This window comes from Haemophilus sp. HN_Hi16, from assembly GCF_049823435.1.
In the GTDB taxonomy this organism is placed as follows: domain Bacteria; phylum Pseudomonadota; class Gammaproteobacteria; order Enterobacterales; family Pasteurellaceae; genus Haemophilus; species Haemophilus influenzae_D.
The window spans coordinates 277477-298127 of sequence record NZ_CP187500.1; the positions used below are offsets into that span (position 1 = coordinate 277477).

General features: G+C 39.5%; 14 protein-coding genes. 2 read left to right on the forward strand and 12 right to left on the reverse strand.

What is annotated here, in order from left to right:
- Positions 1-42: 42 nt before the first annotated feature.
- Positions 43-954, reverse strand: a complete 912-nt coding sequence (menA, locus tag ACPT9C_RS01385; protein WP_425627471.1) for a 1,4-dihydroxy-2-naphthoate octaprenyltransferase — start codon at positions 952-954, stop codon at positions 43-45.
- Between the two features lie 61 nt (positions 955-1015).
- On the opposite strand from menA, the gene tsaA reads away from it, so the two are divergent.
- Complete coding sequence (tsaA, locus tag ACPT9C_RS01390) at positions 1016-1735, forward strand: tRNA (N6-threonylcarbamoyladenosine(37)-N6)-methyltransferase TrmO (protein ID WP_040034525.1); 720 nt, start codon at positions 1016-1018, stop codon at positions 1733-1735.
- A gap of 52 nt (positions 1736-1787) precedes the next feature.
- Here the strand turns inward: tsaA and tehA are convergent, their stop codons facing one another.
- The 9 genes from tehA to ACPT9C_RS01435 all read right to left on the reverse strand — a co-directional run bounded on the left by tehA (position 1788) and on the right by ACPT9C_RS01435 (position 17586).
- Positions 1788-2732: a dicarboxylate transporter/tellurite-resistance protein TehA gene (tehA, locus tag ACPT9C_RS01395; RefSeq protein WP_163467125.1), complete on the reverse strand. Its 945-nt coding sequence runs from the start codon at positions 2730-2732 to the stop codon at positions 1788-1790.
- A 193-nt stretch (positions 2733-2925) separates the two neighbouring features.
- Positions 2926-7176 carry a DNA-directed RNA polymerase subunit beta' gene (rpoC, locus tag ACPT9C_RS01400; RefSeq protein WP_425627472.1) on the reverse strand — a complete coding sequence of 1417 codons (4251 nt, stop codon included), beginning with the start codon at positions 7174-7176 and terminating at the stop codon, positions 2926-2928.
- 206 nt (positions 7177-7382) lie between these two features.
- Positions 7383-11414, reverse strand: a complete 4032-nt coding sequence (rpoB, locus tag ACPT9C_RS01405; RefSeq protein ID WP_050948933.1) for a DNA-directed RNA polymerase subunit beta — start codon at positions 11412-11414, stop codon at positions 7383-7385.
- A gap of 383 nt (positions 11415-11797) precedes the next feature.
- Positions 11798-12487, reverse strand: a complete 690-nt coding sequence (gene rplA, locus ACPT9C_RS01410; protein WP_005649467.1) for a 50S ribosomal protein L1 — start codon at positions 12485-12487, stop codon at positions 11798-11800.
- 4 nt (positions 12488-12491) lie between these two features.
- Positions 12492-12920: a 50S ribosomal protein L11 gene (rplK, locus tag ACPT9C_RS01415; protein WP_005630840.1), complete on the reverse strand. Its 429-nt coding sequence runs from the start codon at positions 12918-12920 to the stop codon at positions 12492-12494.
- Between the two features lie 170 nt (positions 12921-13090).
- The gene (deoD, locus tag ACPT9C_RS01420) at positions 13091-13807 is read right to left on the reverse strand and encodes a purine-nucleoside phosphorylase (protein ID WP_005651974.1); all 717 of its coding nucleotides are present in this window, start codon (positions 13805-13807) and stop codon (positions 13091-13093) included.
- An 83-nt stretch (positions 13808-13890) separates the two neighbouring features.
- On the reverse strand, positions 13891-15144 hold the full coding sequence (locus ACPT9C_RS01425; protein ID WP_061671422.1) for a NupC/NupG family nucleoside CNT transporter: 1254 nt from the start codon (positions 15142-15144) through the stop codon (positions 13891-13893).
- A 100-nt stretch (positions 15145-15244) separates the two neighbouring features.
- On the reverse strand, positions 15245-16033 hold the full coding sequence (locus ACPT9C_RS01430; protein WP_005651970.1) for a 4Fe-4S cluster-binding domain-containing protein: 789 nt from the start codon (positions 16031-16033) through the stop codon (positions 15245-15247).
- 8 nt (positions 16034-16041) lie between these two features.
- Positions 16042-17586: a YjjI family glycine radical enzyme gene (locus ACPT9C_RS01435; RefSeq protein WP_118879809.1), complete on the reverse strand. Its 1545-nt coding sequence runs from the start codon at positions 17584-17586 to the stop codon at positions 16042-16044.
- A gap of 215 nt (positions 17587-17801) precedes the next feature.
- Between ACPT9C_RS01435 and ACPT9C_RS01440 the strand changes: the two genes are divergently transcribed.
- Positions 17802-18458 carry a YczE/YyaS/YitT family protein gene (locus ACPT9C_RS01440; protein WP_050948935.1) on the forward strand — a complete coding sequence of 219 codons (657 nt, stop codon included), beginning with the start codon at positions 17802-17804 and terminating at the stop codon, positions 18456-18458.
- Here ACPT9C_RS01440 and ACPT9C_RS01445 read toward each other — a convergent pair.
- Entirely contained in the window at positions 18414-19454 is a 1041-nt protein-coding gene (locus ACPT9C_RS01445) for a glycosyltransferase family 9 protein (RefSeq protein ID WP_423717222.1), read from the reverse strand. The genes ACPT9C_RS01440 and ACPT9C_RS01445 overlap by 45 nt on opposite strands.
- 65 nt (positions 19455-19519) lie before the next feature.
- Positions 19520-20599: a class II fructose-bisphosphate aldolase gene (gene fbaA / locus ACPT9C_RS01450; RefSeq protein ID WP_038439435.1), complete on the reverse strand. Its 1080-nt coding sequence runs from the start codon at positions 20597-20599 to the stop codon at positions 19520-19522.
- Positions 20600-20651: the final 52 nt, after the last annotated feature.

The following is a 20651-nucleotide window of genomic DNA, read 5'->3' on the forward strand; positions in this document are numbered from 1 at the left end:
CTATCGATTGTTGAAATTTTGTTTGCTTTAGTATATGCCGATTTAGCCGATAAGCAAGCCTAAACTAAACAAGATATTGATTAATAACGAAATCATAGACATTTGAGCCAATATTGGACGCAATTCACTTGGCTGCTGACTGCGATAAACAAAGATCGCATGTTTAGCTAACAACGGCATTGCTAATACAAATAAATAATTTGTCCAAGAAATAGCCGTTACCACCGCAAATGCTAAATAACATAGGGCCGCCACACTTAATAAAATACAATGATAAACACGCCCTTTATATGCACCTAAACGAACAGCTAGGGTATTTTTGCCAGCTTTCGCATCCTGTTCAATATCGCGTAAATTATTGATATTTAATACCGCACTTGCCAATAAGCCAGAACCAATAGCAGGCAAAATAATGTGGCTATCAATACTGTGAGTTTGCAAATAATAAGTACCGCCAACACCAAGCAAACCAAAAAATACCAACACAGAAATATCGCCCAAGCCCATATAGCCATAAGGTTTTACCCCAACTGTGTAAGTAATGGCAGCAACAATAGCTAAAATTCCAAGCCCAGCGAAAGCGAATAAATCTGAGAGATTTTCATAAGCGATTCCAATCAAGAAACTTCCTGAAAGAAAACTTGCCATCACCATTAGAATTAATCCCCATTTCAGTTCTTTTGCTGAAATTGCGCCTTTTTGAATGCCACGTAATGGCCCAATACGTTCTTCAGTATCTGAACCTTTTTGATGATCCCCATAATCATTGGCAAAATTAGAAAGCACCTGCAATAAAATTGTCGTGAGTAAACAAAGCACCATTACAAGCCCATTAAAACCTTGTGGATTCGCCCAATAACCTAATGCCGAACCCGTGAAAATCGATGCCAACGCTAAGGGTAAAGTTTTTGGTCGAGCCGTTTCCCACCACATTTTCAATTTTTCATTTGTCATTTTTTTTGACCGCACTTTTGATTACAATAAGCCGCGTATTCTACACTAAGACACCCAATTTATGAATGATTTAACTTTATCGCCTATCGCCATTATCCACACGCCTTATAAAGAAAAATTCTCCGTACCACGCCAACCTAATTTAGTTGAAGACGGAGTAGGCATTGTAGAACTCTTACCGCCTTATAATTCGCCTGAAGCCGTGAGAGGATTAGAACAATTCAGTCATCTTTGGTTAATTTTTCAGTTCGACCAAATCCAACAAGGAAAATGGCAACCCACCGTACGCCCTCCACGGTTAGGCGGTAATCAACGAGTTGGTGTATTTGCTTCACGCGCAACGCACCGCCCAAATCCTCTTGGTTTATCCAAAGTCGAATTACGTCAAGTAGAATGCATCAACGGTAACATTTTTCTCCATTTAGGTGCGGTGGATTTAGTGGATGGCACGCCCATTTTCGATATCAAACCCTATATTGCCTATGCGGATAGTGAGCCAAATGCGCAATCGAGCTTTGCCCAAGAAAAACCACCAGTAAAACTGACTGTTGAATTTACCGAGCAAGTCAAAAGTGCGGTAAAAAAACGAGAAGAAAAACGACCGCACTTAAGTCGTTTTATTCGTCAAGTGCTAGAGCAAGATCCTCGCCCAGCCTATCAACAAGGTAAACCAAGTGATCGTATTTATGGTATGAGTTTGTATGAATTTAATGTGAAATGGCGAATTAAAGCGGGTACGGTAAATTGTGTAGAAGTGATTGAAATAGAAAAAGACAAATAGATGTAATATGTAAATAAGGCAGGTAATCCCTGCCTTAGTTAATTTAAATGCCTTATTTTAGGAAAAACTGCCCTTTAGTTAATTTATATATTGTCATTAAAACCAATAAGCCAATCATTACATTTGAGAAAACAAAGGCAAAAATAGACACGCCTTGTAAAACATTGCCATGATAGAAAGCGGTAGCACTGTTTGCCATAGACGCTAATCCGAATGAGAATGCCCATAAGCCAATGTTAAGTCCTTTTTCCACAATCCAAGGGAATAATCGCAGTAAGAAAAATAATTGCAAAAATCCATATCCCCAAAGGATTTTAGCTAACGTATCCACCTCGCCGTGATTGATCGATAAATAAGCAGATACACACACAAACGCAGGTGCTAAAACAATCCCCATTGTGGCTCTAAATGGTGGCTCAAGAGATGAAATACGTAAATGTTGTAATAATACAGGTTCAAAAAAAATCCAAGCAATCATTCCTGCGCCAAAGAATAAGTAGCCTAAATCATGATAGCCAAGTAATGCTAATGAACTTGCACTGGTGAAATTTGCAGCAACCGCAGGCAAATAAAACGAAGGATGAGTAGATTTTTGCTCAAATACACCACCTTGCCATAATTCACTGACACGTAATGTTGAGAAAAGTAATTGACCAATCGTTCCAATCCAAATTAAAACTTCAGCAATTAAAGGATTCCAACGATAAAGAATATCGCCTACCAACATAGTTGTAATAGGAATCAATGCAATAAAGGAAAAACGAACTGGGCTATGATACTCTGCACGAACTTCCTCAAAGTAATAACGAAGTTTATACGCATACATTAAAATAAATAAAATCCAGACCGCACTTGCTACAATGCCAAGAACATCACTTACCATTCGCGCAGCAGGAAATAAGTTTTCTAAATGAAACCAAGCTAAAGATAAGGCTGCTAAACCAAGAGGAATACCGAAATATCCTGTTGGAAGAGGAAAAGGCTTTGTTGTATTCATAGTATGATCCTTATTTTGAAAAATCTGAGCAAAGTGTAACATAACTATCAACAACAGACTTTTCTAAAAGTCTCAAATTTTTGTGAATTTCTATGAAGAAACATACTTGTTGTTCTGGCATAAAACCTCTACCCATTTTCATAAAAATAAAAAACCCGAACTTTCATTCGGGTTTTCTTATATAGGGAATTAATTATTCCGCATCATCTGCCATGTTAAGCATTTCAGCTAAGTTCGCACTAGCATCATCTGCAGTCATAACAAATTCATCAGCGATAGCAGCTTCATCTTCTTCAGATAATTTCGCTACGACATCATCAACTAAACGATGTTTGTGACGATTTTGATGATACGCAAAACCTGTACCCGCAGGAATTAATCGACCTACGATTACGTTCTCTTTCAAGCCACGTAATTCATCACGTTTACCTGCCACTGCTGCTTCGGTAAGAACACGAGTAGTTTCTTGGAACGATGCGGCAGAGATGAAAGATTCAGTCGCAAGAGACGCTTTGGTAATACCCAATAATTCGCGTTCAAATTCAACTGGCGGTTTGCCTTCTGCTTCGCGTTGGCGATTAACAATTTTCACGCGAGCCACTTCGACTTGTTCCCCCTCAAGGAATTCTGAGTCGTAAGCTTTAGTAATTACCGCTTTACGTAACATTTGGCGAACAATTACTTCGATATGTTTATCGTTGATTTTTACCCCTTGTAAGCGGTAAACATCTTGTACTTCGTTCACGATGTATTCAGTTACTGCACGCACGCCACGTAAACGTAAAATATCATGTGGTGTTTCAGCACCATCAGAAATTACGTCACCACGTTGTACCATTTCGCCTTCAAATACGTTGAGCTGACGCCATTTTGGAATCATTTCTTCGTAAGTTTCGCCTTCCGCAGGAGTAATTAATAAACGGCGTTTACCTTTAGTTTCTTTACCGAAAGACACGATACCAGAAATTTCAGCCAAGATAGCGGGTTCTTTTGGTTTACGTGCTTCAAATAAATCCGCAACGCGTGGTAGACCACCAGTAATATCTTTAGTACCCACGGATTCTTGCGGAATACGTGCTAATGGTTCACCCACTTTTACTGCTGTGCCATCGTCTAAACTTACGATTGCTTTACCAGGTAAGAAGTATTGTGCAAGAACATCAGTTTCAGGTAAGAAAATATCGTTGCCATTTGCATCAACTAATTTAATAGTTGGACGTAAATCTTTACCCGCAGTTGCACGTTCACCCACATCTTGAACCACGATTGATGATAAACCTGTTAATTCATCTGTTTGACGCGTCACAGTTAAACCATCAATAATATCTACAAATTTCACAAAACCAGATACTTCAGAGACAACTGGCATTGTATGTGGATCCCAATTTGCGATAGTTTCGCCTGCAGTGACTTCTTGACCGTCACCTTTGCTTAATACCGCACCGTAAGGCACTTTATAATGTTCTTTAGTACGACCAAATGCATCAGTAATAGTTAATTCCGTGTTACGAGAAGTTAATACTAGTTTGCTTTCATCGTTAGTCACGAATTTTGCATTCATTAAATGCACTGTACCAGTGTTTTTAACTTGCACACTAGATTCTTTCGCTGCCGCAGATGCCGCACCACCAATATGGAACGTACGCATTGTTAGCTGTGTACCCGGCTCACCGATAGATTGAGCGGCAATAACGCCCACCGCTTCGCCTTGGTTGATTAAATGACCACGCGCAAGATCACGACCATAACATTTCGCACATACACCAAAATCAGTATCACAAGTTACAACAGAACGTACTTTTACGCTATCTACAGAGTTTGCATCCAACACATCACAGAGTTTTTCATCTAATAAGGTGTTACGCGGAATTAATACTTCTTCTGTACCTGGTTTTAAAATATCTTCTGCAGCAACACGACCTAATACTAATTCACGAAGTGGCACTTTTTCATCTCCACCTTCAATTAATGGGGTCATGACTAAGCCTTCGTGCGTACCACAGTCATCTTCTACAATCACTAAGTCTTGTGCCACATCAACTAAACGACGAGTTAAGTAACCTGAGTTCGCTGTTTTTAATGCGGTATCCGCCAAACCTTTACGAGCACCGTGGGTTGAAATAAAGTACTGTAATACGTTCAAACCTTCACGGAAGTTTGCTGTAATTGGGGTTTCAATGATCGAGCCATCTGGACGAGCCATCAAACCACGCATACCTGCTAACTGACGAATCTGAGCTGCAGAACCACGCGCACCAGAATCAGCCATCATAAAGATACTGTTAAAGGACGCTTGTTTTTCAGGATTACCTTCACGATTGATGACTTCTTCTTGAGATAAGTTTTCCATCATCGCTTTCGCTACGCGCTCATTCGCGGCAGCCCAAATATCGATTACTTTATTATAGCGTTCGCCTGCCGTCACAAGACCTGATTGGAATTGTTCTTGGATCTCAGCTACTTCTTCTTCCGCTGCAGAAATAATTTCGTATTTCTTCGCTGGAATTTCCATATCATCAATACCAACTGATGACCCAGAACGTGCCGCATACGCAAAACCGGTATACATAATTTGGTCAGCAAACATTACCGCTTCTTTTAAACCTAAACGACGATATGCTTCGTTAATCAGTTTAGAAATGGCTTTTTTACCTAATGTTTGGTTGAACAATGAATAAGGCATGCCTTTCGGTGCGATCATCCATAAGATTGCACGACCGATAGTTGTATCAGTCAGCGTGGTTTTCGCATCAAATTCGCCCGCTTCATTTTTCACATATTCAGTAATACGCACTTTCACGCGAGAATGTAATTCTGCTTCGCCTGTACGATATGCTTTTTCAGCTTCGCGAGGATCTTGCAATAACATACCTTCGCCTTTACCGTTCACTTTTTCGCGGGTCATATAGTAAAGACCTAATACCACGTCTTGTGATGGAACGATAATAGGATCACCGTTTGCTGGAGAAAGCACGTTATTGGTGGACATCATCAACGCACGAGCTTCTAATTGCGCTTCAAGGGTTAATGGAACGTGTACCGCCATTTGGTCACCATCGAAGTCTGCGTTGAACGCAGCACAAACGAGTGGGTGTAATTGAATCGCTTTACCTTCGATTAAGATCGGTTCAAACGCTTGGATACCCAAACGGTGAAGTGTTGGCGCACGGTTCAATAGAATTGGGTGTTCACGAATAACTTCTGCAAGAATATCCCAAACGATCGCATCTTCACGCTCAACCATTTTCTTCGCCGCTTTGATTGTCGTTGCATAACCACGGCTTTCTAATTTCGCATAGATAAACGGACGGAATAATTCCAAGGCCATTTTCTTCGGTAAACCACATTGGTGTAAGTGCAAGTATGGACCTACAGTGATTACAGAACGACCAGAGTAATCAACACGTTTACCTAATAAATTTTGACGGAAACGACCTTGTTTACCTTTGATCATATCCGCTAATGATTTTAATGGACGACGGTTAGAGCCCGTAATTGCACGACCACGACGACCATTATCTAATAACGCATCAACAGATTCTTGTAACATACGTTTTTCGTTACGCACAATAATATCTGGTGCAATTAAATCTAATAAACGTTTTAAACGGTTGTTACGGTTGATCACACGACGATATAAATCGTTCAAATCTGAAGTCGCAAAACGACCACCATCAAGCGGCACTAATGGACGTAAATCTGGTGGAAGAACTGGTAATACAGTCATTACCATCCATTCTGGTTTATTACCAGATTGAACAAATGCTTCTAATAATTTTAAGCGTTTAGTGATTTTTTTACGTTTAGTTTCAGAGTTAGTTTCTTGTAATTCTTCACGTAATTTTTCACATTCAGCTTCAAGATCCATACCTTTTAAGAGATCTTGAATCGCTTCGGCACCCATTTTCGCTTCAAATTCATCTTGCCAACGATCTTCAGCGTCAAGGTATTGTTCTTCAGTTAATAATTGACCGCGCTCCAAGTCCGTCATACCTGGCTCAGTCACGATGTACATTTCAAAGTAAAGTACACGTTCGATATCGCGCAATGGCATATCTAAAAGTAAACCGATACGAGATGGTAACGATTTTAAGAACCAAATATGTGCAACTGGCGATGCAAGTTCAATATGACCCATACGTTCACGACGAACTTTAGTTTGAGTGACTTCAACACCACATTTTTCACAAATCACACCACGGTGTTTTAAACGTTTATATTTACCACATAAACATTCGTAATCTTTTACAGGCCCGAAGATACGCGCACAGAAAAGACCATCACGTTCAGGTTTGAACGTACGGTAGTTAATGGTTTCAGGTTTCTTCACTTCACCAAATGACCAAGAACGGATCATATCTGGGGAAGCTAACCCAATTTTAATCACATCAAAATCTTCACTGGTTTTTGATTGTGCTTTTAAAAACTTAACTAAGTCTTTCACAAATGTTCTCCTGTCGGAGTTAAAGGTTTAAAGTGCGGTTAAAAATTTCAGAGAATTTTGACCGCACTTCGGCGATTTATTGTTTCGTCATTCTTTCTCTTCGCTCCCCCTGTTTACGGGGGGAGCTGCCGCAGGCTGAGGGGGGAATTGCCCCCTTCCGCCCTTCGGGCACCTTCCCCCGCAAGCAGGGGAAGGCAAGAATGAAATTACTCTTCATCTAACTCGATATTTAAACCAAGTGAGCGGATTTCTTTCATAATTACGTTGAAAGATTCTGGTGTGCCTGGATCCATATGTTGGTTGCCACTTACGATATTTTTATACATCTTCGTACGACCATTCACATCATCGGATTTCACAGTTAGCATTTCTTGTAAGGTGTAGGCTGCACCATATGCTTCAAGAGCCCATACCTCCATCTCACCGAAACGCTGACCACCAAATTGCGCTTTACCACCCAATGGCTGTTGTGTAACAAGGCTATAAGAACCTGTTGAACGAGCGTGCATTTTATCATCGACTAAGTGGTTCAATTTGAGCATGTACATATAACCTACGGTTACTGGACGTTCAAATTTCTCGCCAGTACGACCATCGTAAAGGGTAATTTGACCTGAAGTTGGTAATCCACCAAGTTTTAATAGCTCTTTGATTTCCGCTTCGTCTGCACCATCGAACACCGGCGTTGCAACTGGTAAGCCCTTACGTAAATTTCCCGCTAAACGCAATACTTCTTCATCAGTAAAGGTGCTTAAATCCACTTTTTGTGAACCATTACCTAATAAATCGTATGCTTTTTGGATATAGCTACGTAATTTTTCCACTTCTTGTTTTTGTTTAAGCATTGCATTGATTTGATCACCAATACCTTTTGCTGCTAAACCTAAGTGAGTTTCAAGGATCTGACCGATGTTCATACGAGACGGTACGCCCAGTGGGTTTAATACGATTTCAACTGGCTGACCATTTTCATCGTATGGCATATCTTCAACTGGGTTAATTTTCGAAATAACACCTTTGTTACCGTGACGACCCGCCATTTTATCGCCTGGTTGGATTTGACGTTTCACTGCGAGGTAAACTTTAACCACTTTTAATACGCCCGGTGCAAGATCATCGCCTTTAATGATTTTCTTACGTTTCACTTCAAGTTTATGTTCAAACTCTTTACGAAGTTCTTCGTATTGCTCAGCAAGCTGTTCTAATTGATTTTGTTTTTCTTCATCTGCAATGGTTTGTTCTAACCATTTAGTACGCTCTACTTTATCTAATTGCACTGCATCAGCACCACTAGAAATAAGAAGATTACGCACACGAGCAAATAAACCAGCTTCTAAAATCTCTAACTCTTCAGTTAAATCTTTTTTCGCTTCACGAAGTTGCATTTCTTCGATTTCTAATGCACGTTTATCTTTTTCTACGCCATCACGAGTGAAGACTTGAACATCAATAACCGTACCTGATGTACCATTTGGCACGCGTAATGAAGAATCTTTCACATCGGAAGCTTTTTCCCCAAAGATTGCACGTAACAATTTTTCTTCTGGGGTTAATTGAGTTTCGCCTTTAGGGGTTACTTTACCTACTAAGATGTCGCCACCTTTAACTTCGGCACCAACATAAACGATACCAGATTCATCAAGTTTACTTAATGCAGACTCCCCTACGTTTGGAATATCTGCCGTAATTTCTTCTGAACCTAATTTAGTATCACGCGCAACACAAGATAACTCTTGAATGTGAATTGTAGTAAAACGGTCTTGTTGAACAACACGTTCAGAAACTAACATTGAGTCTTCAAAGTTATAACCATTCCAAGGCATAAACGCCACACGAATGTTTTGACCCAATGCAAGTTCGCCCAAATCAGTTGAAGGGCCATCTGCTAATACTTCGCCACGATTAATTGGATCGCCTAAATTCACACAAGGAATTTGGTTAATACAAGTATTTTGGTTAGAGCGGGTGTATTTAATTAAGTTATAAATATCAATACCTGCTTCGCCTGCAATGGTTTCATCTTCATTTACTTTAATCACGATACGAGACGCATCGACGTACTGAACGGTACCACCACGTTTTGCAACAACCGCCACACCAGAGTCAAGTGCAATTGGTTTTTCCATACCTGTACCAACTAATGGTTTGTCCGCACGTAATGTTGGAACTGCTTGACGTTGCATGTTCGCCCCCATCAACGCACGGTTCGCATCGTCATGCTCAAGGAATGGAATTAATGCAGCCGCAACAGATACCACTTGTTGTGTCGAAACGTCCATATAGTGAATATCTTCAGGTTTATATAAACCAGATTCGCCACGTTCGCCACGAGCAGTAACAAATGCATCTGTAAAGCGGTTATTTTCGTCTAAGTTTGAGTTTGCCTGTGCGATGATATAGTTTGCTTCATCAATTGCAGATAAATATTCAATTTCTTCAGTCACTTGGCCATCAATTACTTTACGATATGGCGTTTCTAAGAAACCATAATCATTAGTACGTGCAAACGCAGAAAGTGAGTTGATCAAACCGATGTTTGGACCTTCAGGGGTTTCAATCGGACATAAACGACCATAGTGAGTATTATGTACGTCACGCACTTCAAAGCCTGCGCGCTCACGTGTTAAACCGCCCGGACCTAATGCAGAAATACGACGTTTGTGTGTCACTTCTGACAATGGGTTGTTTTGATCCATAAATTGCGAAAGCTGTGAAGAACCAAAGAATTCTTTTACTGCCGCAGAAATCGGTTTCGGGTTAATTAAGTCTTGTGGCGTGATCGCATCTAAATCGCCTAAAGATAGACGTTCTTTGACCGCTCTTTCAACACGCACTAAACCGATACGGAATTGGTTTTCAGCCATTTCGCCCACGCTACGGATACGACGGTTACCCAAATGGTCAATATCGTCTACTTCGCCGCGACCATTACGGATGTCAATCAATTTACGCATTACCGCAATAATATCTTCATTGCTTAAAATACCCGCACCTTCCCCTTCTGGAAAAGCTAAAGAACGGTTAAATTTCATACGACCTACTGCAGATAAATCATAACGTTCTGCAGAGAAGAATAAATTATTGAATAACGCTTCTGAAGATTCTGGTGTTGGTGGCTCGCCCGGACGCATCATACGATAAATTTCGTAAAGCGCACTGGTTTTATCATAAGTAGGATCGACACGTAGCGTTTCAGAAATATATGGACCGTAATCTAAATCGTTAGTAAATAGAGTTTCGATTGTGGTGTAACCAGCTTGTGCTAATTTTGCGAGGGTTTCTAACGAAATTTCGCCATTTGCAGGACAAATAATTTCGCCAGACTCTAAATCAACATAATCTTTAGATGCAACTTTACCTAAAATATATTCAGAAGGCACAACCACTTGTGAGATATTATCTTTTTCTAATGCTTTGATATGACGTGCGGTAATACGACGACCACGTTCAACATAAACTTTGCCATTTGCTTCAATATCAAAAGAAGCTGTTTCACCACGTAAACGTTCTGGCACTAAAGTCATTAACAATTTATCGCCAGCGATTTCAAAGGTAATTTTATCAAAGAATAGATTTAAGATTTCTTCAGTGGTGTAACCTAATGCACGAAGAATGATTGTTGCCGGCAATTTACGGCGACGGTCAATACGTGCAAATAAGTTATCTTTTGGATCAAATTCAAAATCTAACCAAGAACCACGGTAAGGAATAATACGTGCGTTATAAAGCACTTTACCTGAAGAATGGGTTTTACCTTTGTCAGAATCGAAGAATACGCCTGGACTACGGTGTAATTGTGAAACGATAACACGCTCGGTACCATTAATTACGAAAGTACCGTTATCAGTCATTAATGGGATTTCGCCCATATAAACTTCATTTTCTTTAATATCTTTAACTGCGCGTGAAGAAGATTCTTTATCGTAGCTCACTAAACGTAATTTTACACGTAAGCCTGCTGCATAAGTTGAGCCACGAATTTGGCACTCACGTACATCAAATTCAGGTTCTTCTAAACGATAATCTACATATTGTAATTCTGTATAGCCATTATTGCTTACAATCGGGAATACAGAACGAAATGCCGCTTCTAAACCTTGCTGACCTTCAGGATCTTTTTGAATAAATTTATCAAAAGAATCTAACTGAATGGTTAATAAATAAGGAACATTTAAAACTTGCGGACGTTTACCGAAATCTTTACGAATTCGTTTTTTTTCAGAATAGGAGTAACCCATTGGTTTTCCTCTGCTAACTGTTCAGTGACCTAGCCACAAACTAACTGTGACGTGAATGACCGTTAAAATGACCGCACTCTGAACCTTACTTCTGTAGTGGGGTGACAACTCAAATTACATAGGACGACAACTTGAGCAAAACAACGACAAATAACGGTGAATTTATCATTGTATGGATGTGCTTTCTATCAAAAACACGGTTAAATTAAACAATAAAAGGTCAAAATTGATTAAAAATCAATCTAAATCTTTGCTAATTTTAAGGCGGTAAATTTTAAATGAATGTAGCTTTCTCGTCAAGTTTAAAACGTATGGAGAAATTTTATGAAATAAAAAAACCGCACTTTCAAAAAGTGCGGTTTAAAATCTATCAATTCTTTAAATTATAAAGAAGCTTGATCAACAGCAACACCTGCACCCATAGTGGTAGAGATGCTTACTTTCTTGATGAAGATACCTTTTGCAGTAGTTGGTTTTGCTTTGTTTAAAGCAGCCAATAATGCTTGAAGGTTTTCTTTTAATTGAACTTCAGAGAAGTTTGCTTTACCGATAGTGGTGTGGATGATACCGTTTTTATCATTACGATAACGGATCTGACCAGATTTAGCATTTTTAACTGCTTCAGCAACGTTTGGAGTTACAGTACCAACTTTAGGGTTTGGCATTAAACCACGTGGGCCTAATACTTGACCTAATTGACCAACAACACGCATTGCATCAGGAGAAGCGATAACAACATCAAAGTTCATTTCGCCTTTTTTGATTTGCTCTGCTAAATCTTCCATACCGACTAAATCAGCACCAGCTTCTTTAGCTGCATCTGCGTTAGCACCTTGAGTGAACACAGCTACGCGTACTTCGCGACCAGTACCGTGTGGTAATACAGTTGCACCACGCACGTTTTGGTCAGATTTACGAGGATCGATACCTAAGTTTACTGCAACATCAACGCTTTCTACGAATTTAGCCGTTGCGAATTGTTTTAATACTGCGATTGCTTCGTTGATTTCATATGCTTTAGTAGAATCTACGCCAGCTTTGATTGCTTTCATTTTTTTAGTCAATTTAGCCATCGTATTATTCCTCCACCACTAAGCCCATTGAACGAGCAGTACCAGCGATTGATTTCATTTTGGTTTCGATAGTCGCACCAGTCATATCTGCTGCTTTAGTTTCAGCGATTTGACGAACTTGATCTAAAGTTACTTTACCCACTTTATCTTTGTTCGGTTTACCAGAACCAGATTTGATACCTGCAGCTTTTTTCAATAATACTGCTGCTGGTGGAGTTTTAGTGACGAAAGTAAATGAACGGTCTGCATAGACAGTGATAACAACTGGAATTGGTAAACCTTTTTCTAAGCTCTCAGTACGAGCGTTGAATGCTTTACAAAATTCCATAATGTTCACACCTTGCTGACCTAATGCAGGACCAACTGGTGGTGATGGGTTTGCCATACCAGCTGCAACTTGCAACTTAACATAGGCTTGGACTTTTTTTGCCATTTTAGTTTTCCTCTAATTGGGTAATAACGCTATTAAATAGCTCCCCGATAATTTTCAGTGCAACATATTGCACCACACAAAAATATGAGCCGCGAACGGCTCATAATGGGCGCGGATTATATAAAAAGTGCGGTTGTTTTTCAAGCACTTCTTAAATCCGCTACAAGAAATTATTGCGCATCACCAATTAATACTGAATCTAACGCAATTTCAATCATATCATTGAATGTTAATTGACGTTCTTCTGCCGTGGTTTGTTCGTGAGTACGAATGTGGTCAGACACGGTACAAATCGTTAATGCTTTCACACCATATTCTGCAGCCACACCATAAATTCCAGCAGCTTCCATTTCCACGCCTAAGATACCGTATTTTTCCATTACATCGAACATTTCAACATCAGGTGTATAGAATAAATCAGCGGAGAATAGGTTACCGACACGAACGGCTTTGCCTTTTGCTTTTGCAGCTTGAACTGCGGCTTGTGCCATATCGAAGTCAGCAATAGCTGCAAAGTCGTTATCTTTGAAACGAATACGGTTTACTTTTGAATCAGTACATGCACCTAAACCGATAATCACATCGCGCACTTTTACGTCCATACGAACAGCACCACAAGACCCTACACGGATGATTTTTTTCACGCCATATTCAGTAATTAATTCTTTCGCGTAAATAGAGCAAGATGGGATCCCCATTCCGTGTCCCATAATAGAAATTTTACGACCTTTGTAAGTTCCAGTAAAACCAAGCATATTACGAACATTCGTTACTTCAACTACATCTTGTAAAAAAGTTTCTGCAATGTATTTTGCACGAAGTGGATCGCCAGGCATTAAAACAACATCAGCAAATGCACCTTCAGGCGCGTTAATATGTGGAGTCATAATTTTTCCTTAATTTTTGATAATGAATAAAAATGAATAAAGTGCGGTCATTTTTACCGCACTTTTTAATTGATTAAGATAAATTAAAGTGCTGCAGCACCTAAGCCGATAAATAACCCAGCAATAGTTGCACTCATTAAGTTAGCGAGAGTACCAGCGATAACGGCTTTGATACCTAAACGAGCAACATCACTACGACGGCTTGGAGCCATACCACCTAAACCACCGATTAAGATTGCAATTGAGCTGAAGTTAGCAAAACCACAAAGTGCGAAAGTAATAATAGCTTTGGTTTTTTCAGTTAATACAATTGCAGAATCTGGTTGTAAGTATTTTGCAAATTCAAGATAACCCACAAATTCATTAACCGCTAATTTCATCCCGATCATTTGTCCTGCAATACCTGCTTCAGCACCATCTGTTACACCGATTAAGTATGCTAATGGTTTGAAAATTAAACCAAAGATAGATTGTAACGTTAAGTCGCCATAGCCAAACCAGCCACCAACGCCACTTAAAATACCATTAATTAATGCAATTAAACCAACAAATGCGATTAACATTGCACCTACGTTTAATGCAAGTTGCATACCTGCACTCGCACCGCCCGCCATTGCTTCAAGTACGTTAGTTGGTTTTTCTGAATCATTGTCTTCTGGTTGTTTATCTGTGAATTGTTCAGTTTGTGGGAACATTAATTTCGCAAATAATAAACCTGCTGGCGCTGCCATAAATGATGCTGCGATTAAGTATGTCAATGGCACGCCCATTCCTGCGTAACCCGCCATTACTGAACCCGCGATAGAGGCTGTTCCACCTACCATAATGGCAAATAATTCAGATTGGGTCATATTTTTAATGTAAGGACGAACAACTAGTGGTGCTTCAGTTTGACCGACGAAAATATTCGCCGCCGCAGACATTGATTCTGCTTTTGACGTACCCAATGCTTTTTGCAATGCACCACCTAATACTTTAATCACGACTTGCATAATGCCGAGATAGTAAAGCACAGAAATTAAGCCAGAGAAGAACACGATAATCGGTAATACTTTCACTGCAAAAATAAAACCTGATGGTTTACTTGGATCTGCTAATCCGCCGAAAACGAAATTAATCCCGTCGTTACCATAGGCAATAACGTTAGATACCATATCCGCAGCGGCACCCAACGCCTGTTTACCTGCTGGCACATATAAAATAAGGGCGGCAAATCCTACTTGGATTGCTAACGCCCCCATTACGGTTCGAATACTAATCGCTTTACGATTATTGGACAGTAACACGGCAATAGCGATTAATACGACCATTCCCAAAATGCTGCTTAACACACTCATTTTTGATTCCCCTAGATTAGTTAAGTTAATAAAATTCGGCTTATTCTACTTGTTTTCTTATGAAAAGTCGGCGAATTTTCACCGCACTTTTTGTAAACGTCTATAAAATAGTCAAAACCTTGTTAATTCCACATTGACGTGCATAAGCAGCTAGGGCATTAGTTTCTTCCACACTTGGAATATATGCTGATAACCCTGATTCATCACGCGCACCTTTACTATGCACACGGATAATTTTTAATGCCACGTCTGGATAATTTCGTAGTAGTTGAGCAGCTTTGCTCACTAAATGTTCCGCATCAAAAAAATGCTTTAAAAAAACCAACCGCACTTCTTCCACTTTATTTAATGGCAATAAGGTAGCTAAATTTTGCAAATTCCGCTCCAGTTTGTCGTTTTTTATATGTAAACGTTCTGGCATCACTTGCTGTGGTACGATTCCTGCTTGATTTTTCCGATCGAAACAAAGTGTTTGCAAGCCAACCCCCTCTCCTTTCAGATCGAATAAAAATTTGTCAGTAACATCAATTAACGAACGAATGCGATCAAATTCAAAAAAGCCACTACTATCCAAATAACAAGTCAATCCTTTTGAACGTAAAGCCTTAAAGAGTGGCACAAGTTTTTTGTGATGAATAGTGGGTTCTCCACCAGAAACCGTTACACCTCGAATAAAGGGAGTAGCTTCCATCACTTGATCATATAAGTACTGTAAACTGACTAATTTTGCACTTTCCGTATAACGTGGAATGGTTTCTGGATTATGGCAATACAAGCAATTTAGTTTACAGCCTTGTAAAAAAATACTGGTACGATTGCCTTGCCCTTCTACATTTGAAAACGGAATAATCCGATGCAACGGCACAAAAATCTCAGAAAGTGCGGTCATTTTTTCAATTATTTTTCAGCAGTGACATCTTTTTCATCGCGTAATTGGCGATCAAACACGTTGGCACATTCATCCGTACCCGAGCCATACCAGGTTGTATCACGTAATGCAACTTCGCCTTTGCGATATTTTTCAACTTCGCTTTTTTTCACTAAATAACCTGTAACACGAATTAAATCTGTATTTTTCAAATAGGTGGTAATGTAGCGATAACCTAAGGAAAATGCACCATCAATAATATCTACCACCGCATCGCAGTGATCTACATAGGTTTGATCAAAGGCGAATAAATCCCCTGTACCAGATGGGAAATATTTATGGAACGGTGCAGACTGTTTCAAATGCGCAAGTAAAGTCGGTTCTTCGCCTACACGAATACGATGAGCCGGTGCGTTGCGTTTGTCTTCTTCGTGGTTGCTTGCGCCCACTTGTGCGTGTAATAAATAACGATTGCCAGTGCGTTCGGCATAAACTCCTTCGTGCGCATCAGTAATTTCTTTCAATTTATCCATAATCGCTGTGGCAATTTCATCGCCACGAACGCTCTTACCAAAGGTTTCATTTAAGCCTTCACATTGCAATAAGTGATTTGTGGCATCAGCCAAGCCTACAATTGCGAACATTCCCGTAAAATTAGTGCGTTTGATAAAGCCTTCTTTTTCGAGGAATGAACTGTTAAAGAAATTACTTTCTTCCACTACAAACTTATGGCGTTTATCCATCGTCGAAAGAGCACATTTTGCCACACGTGGTAATAATTCGTTTACCATTTCATCCGCACTTTTACAGGTGCGAGCAATTGTCCCTAGACGTAAACGCGTTAATGTATAAGCACCGCCACATTCAGGCAGTGCGTTATAGCAACTTGCTACGCCATATTCTTCGCCTAGATCGGAAATATAATAAGCATCGTTTGCAAAAGATGGTTTAGAAACCAACAAACAGGCTTTTGCTGCAAGTTCAACAAACTCACGGCTCGTTTTAGATTTGTCATAACGAATAGTCATATTCGGTGTTGGTGCTTCAAGCTCAATCACCGCGCGTAAAATCAAGCGACCCGCTTTCGTATCATAAGGCCCAATATTGGCATGACAAAATGAATCAGGCACAGTTTTGTCGATATGATTTAAGAAACGTTTAATTTTGATGTAGTCTTTTTCTTCATCAGTAATGAAAGGTTCGAGCAATACATCAAGACGACCAACATAAACAGGATAAGTCGTAATGGATGGCACGTGGCAGTAAAGAATCAATAATCCATCAAGTGCTTCATCTAGATCTTTTGGTGGCGGCAACTCTAAAAATTCGCAGCCTTTTTGGATATATACATTGTAATCAGGCAGGATATAGCGAGGGCGATAAATCGCGTAACCTTCACATAAATCACAGATCATCTGATTCTGTAAAAAGCCCCATTCTTCATCGGTATAGCCAAGCAAATCGCGAGGATCAAATAAACGCTCAGCAATATTGCCTAATGTCATTAATTTTTGATGATAAGTCAGATTATTGGCTTTAACCGTATCGAGAATATCTTGAAGTGAAGCTAACATAACGTCCCCTTTAAAAATGGTTTTGTATTGTACGCAATGGTAACAAAATAGACAATTTTGAAAACGTGAGGAAGATCACAGTTTTAGAAAATAAACATTATGCAAACGGTTACTCAAAATAAATAATATGTTTTTGATATAAATGAACTGACAAAATTATTTCTGTTTTTGCGTCTTTCCTTTTATGATAAAACGGAATATAAAAGGTAATAAATATGAAGAAAAAAGCACGCGTTATCCCCCACACATCTTGGGCTGCCACATCATTATGGACAGTGCAATATAAAACCATTTCAATCTTACTTTTTGCTCTTTCTATTTTAGGTATTGGAGATGGGCTTATTGTATTATCAGGTTTAGGATCGACACCTTGGACTGTACTTTCACAAGGTATAGCAATACAGACAAATTTTGACATTGGCTGGTCATCTTTTTTAATTAGTTGTGCAGTAATGTTGGTATGGAAACCACTCAAATTACGCCTTGGGCTTGGGACATTATTAAATATTATCATTATTGCTCTATTTCTAGGGATCACAACAAAAATACTGATGCCGCCAACCGCACTTTTTTCACGAATGATCTTCTGTCTGATCGGTATATTACTCTATGGTTTTGGAACTGCCTTATATCTCACTTGTCACTTAGGCGCAGGCCCTCGAGACGGATTAATGGTTGGTATTTGCCAACGTTTTCATCTAAGAATCAACGTGGTACGCACAAGCCTTGAAATATCAGTTTGTTTACTTGGTTTTTTACTTGGTGGTGTCGTTGGCTTGGGTACTGTCCTTTTCGCCACCAGCATAGGTGGCGTTGTTCAATTCTTCTTAAATATTATTGCTCGTTTGCCACATATTCCGTATGAAAAGTGATATTTCAGCTAACGCATTGTCTATTGAAATTAACTCTAAATTCATTTGAGTCTCTTTTCCCGCAGGTGGGCAAAAAGCAAGATGCTTATCTATATCATTAATGGGTTTCCAGCGTCTCGGCTGAGAAGAACGGCTATTTGGATAAAACCCAATGGTCGGAATATTAAAAGCACTACTTAAATGCAATGGGCCTGTAGAACCTGCAATAAATAAATCAGCACAAGCCAAAGAATAGGCAAAATCCACTAAACCTTTATTCTTATCGTAAACAACTACGCGTAAATCATTGACAAGAGCTGCCAATTTATGGGCGTTTTCACTTTCGCCAGGCCCTGCTGTCAGCACAACATCGCAATCAAATTCAGCCAATAAGCCTTTAATTAAATCTGCATATTGCGCTAAAGAAAGATTCGTTGCTGAACCACCAGAACCACTATGCACAAAGATCCATTTTTTATTTGCGAAAAGCCCTAAACTCTCTTGCAAGAAAACACGTTGATTTTCCACCGCACTGTTCTCAAAAGTTAAATAAGGTGGTTTAGGTTCAACAATTGGCATATTATGCTTTTGCAAAAAAGCGCGGACTAAATCTTGATTGTATTCAGCTTCTGATTTTTCAGAACGAGAGCGGCGTTGTGTTAGACGATGATTATAAAGAATTTGAACCCATTTAGTCGCAGGTGCAAGGCGATATTTAATCCCACTTTTCCAAGCGAGTTTTCCATTATGGGTATTGGAAAAGAAACTAATCATTCCATCAAACTGCTGCACTTTGATTTCCTGCACAAGACGTTTGAAATCCGTTTTATCATTTTTTTTGCTATCAATAATAACATCATCAATAAATGGACAAACTTCCGCTAGAGGTGCAGTGTAACCCGGCACAAGTGCGGTTAATTTTAGCTCTGGATTTGAGGCTTTCAACATTGCAAAAGCAGGCCATGCTTGCATAAAATCGCCTAATTTATCGTTACGAATAACTAAGATCTTTTCCATAATTTCTCCGCTAAAATAAAAAACCGCACTCAAAGTGCGGTCGTATTTTATGTTATTTTTGTGGATTATAAAACATCAACACAATTTAAGTCTTCGAAAGATTGCTCTAAACGTTTAGACATAGATTCTTCCATTTTACGTAACCAAACACGTGGGTCGTAATATTTTTTGTTTGGTGCATCTGGACCTTCAGGGTTACCTAATTGACCTTGAAGATAAGCTTCATTTGCTTTGTAGAAGTTCAAAATACCATTCCAAGATGCCCATTGAGTATCAGTATCAATGTTCATTTTGATTGCACCGTAGCCAATTGCTTCGCGGATTTCTTCGCGGCTAGAACCAGAACCACCGTGGAAGACGAAGTTAATTGGTTTCGCAGGAAGATTACGTTCTTTCGCAACGAACTCTTGTGATGCACCTAAAATAGATGGTTTTAATTTCACGTTACCTGGTTTGTAAACACCGTGTACGTTACCGAATGCTGCAGCAACGGTAAAGTTAGGGCTTACTGGGTGTAATTGGTCATAAACATAAAGTACGTCAGAGGGTTGTGTATATAAACGTGATTCATCAACATCAGAATTATCTACGCCGTCTTCTTCGCCACCAGTAATGCCAATTTCGATTTCAAGGGTCATACCCATTTTATCCATACGAGCAAGATATTCACGGCAAATCGCCATATTTTCTTCCATTGGTTCTTCTGATAAATCAATCATATGTGAAGAGAAAAGTGGGCGACCCGTTTCAGCAAAATGTTTTTCGCCTGCATCTAATAAACCGTCGATCCAAGGTAATAATTTTTTCGCTGCGTGGTCAGTGTGAAGAATAACAGGCACACCGTATTCTTTCGCTAAAGTATGAACTTGTTTCGCACCAGCGATTGCACCAAGTACATCAGGACGAGTACCACTCGTTGGTTTGATACCTTTACCTGCATAGAAAGCTGCGCCACCATTTGAGAATTGAATAATCACTGGCGCTTTTACGCGAGCAGCAGTTTCTAACACAGCATTAACAGAGTCAGAACCCACACAGTTTACCGCAGGAATAGCAAAGTTATGCTCTTTTGCATAAGCAAAAACTTTTTGCACATCTTCGCCTGTTACAACACCAGGTTTCACGATATCTAATAATTTAGCCATACTTGTGTTTCCTTTTTTATGTTTAGCGAGACAAGCCCGCAATTTGAAGAAT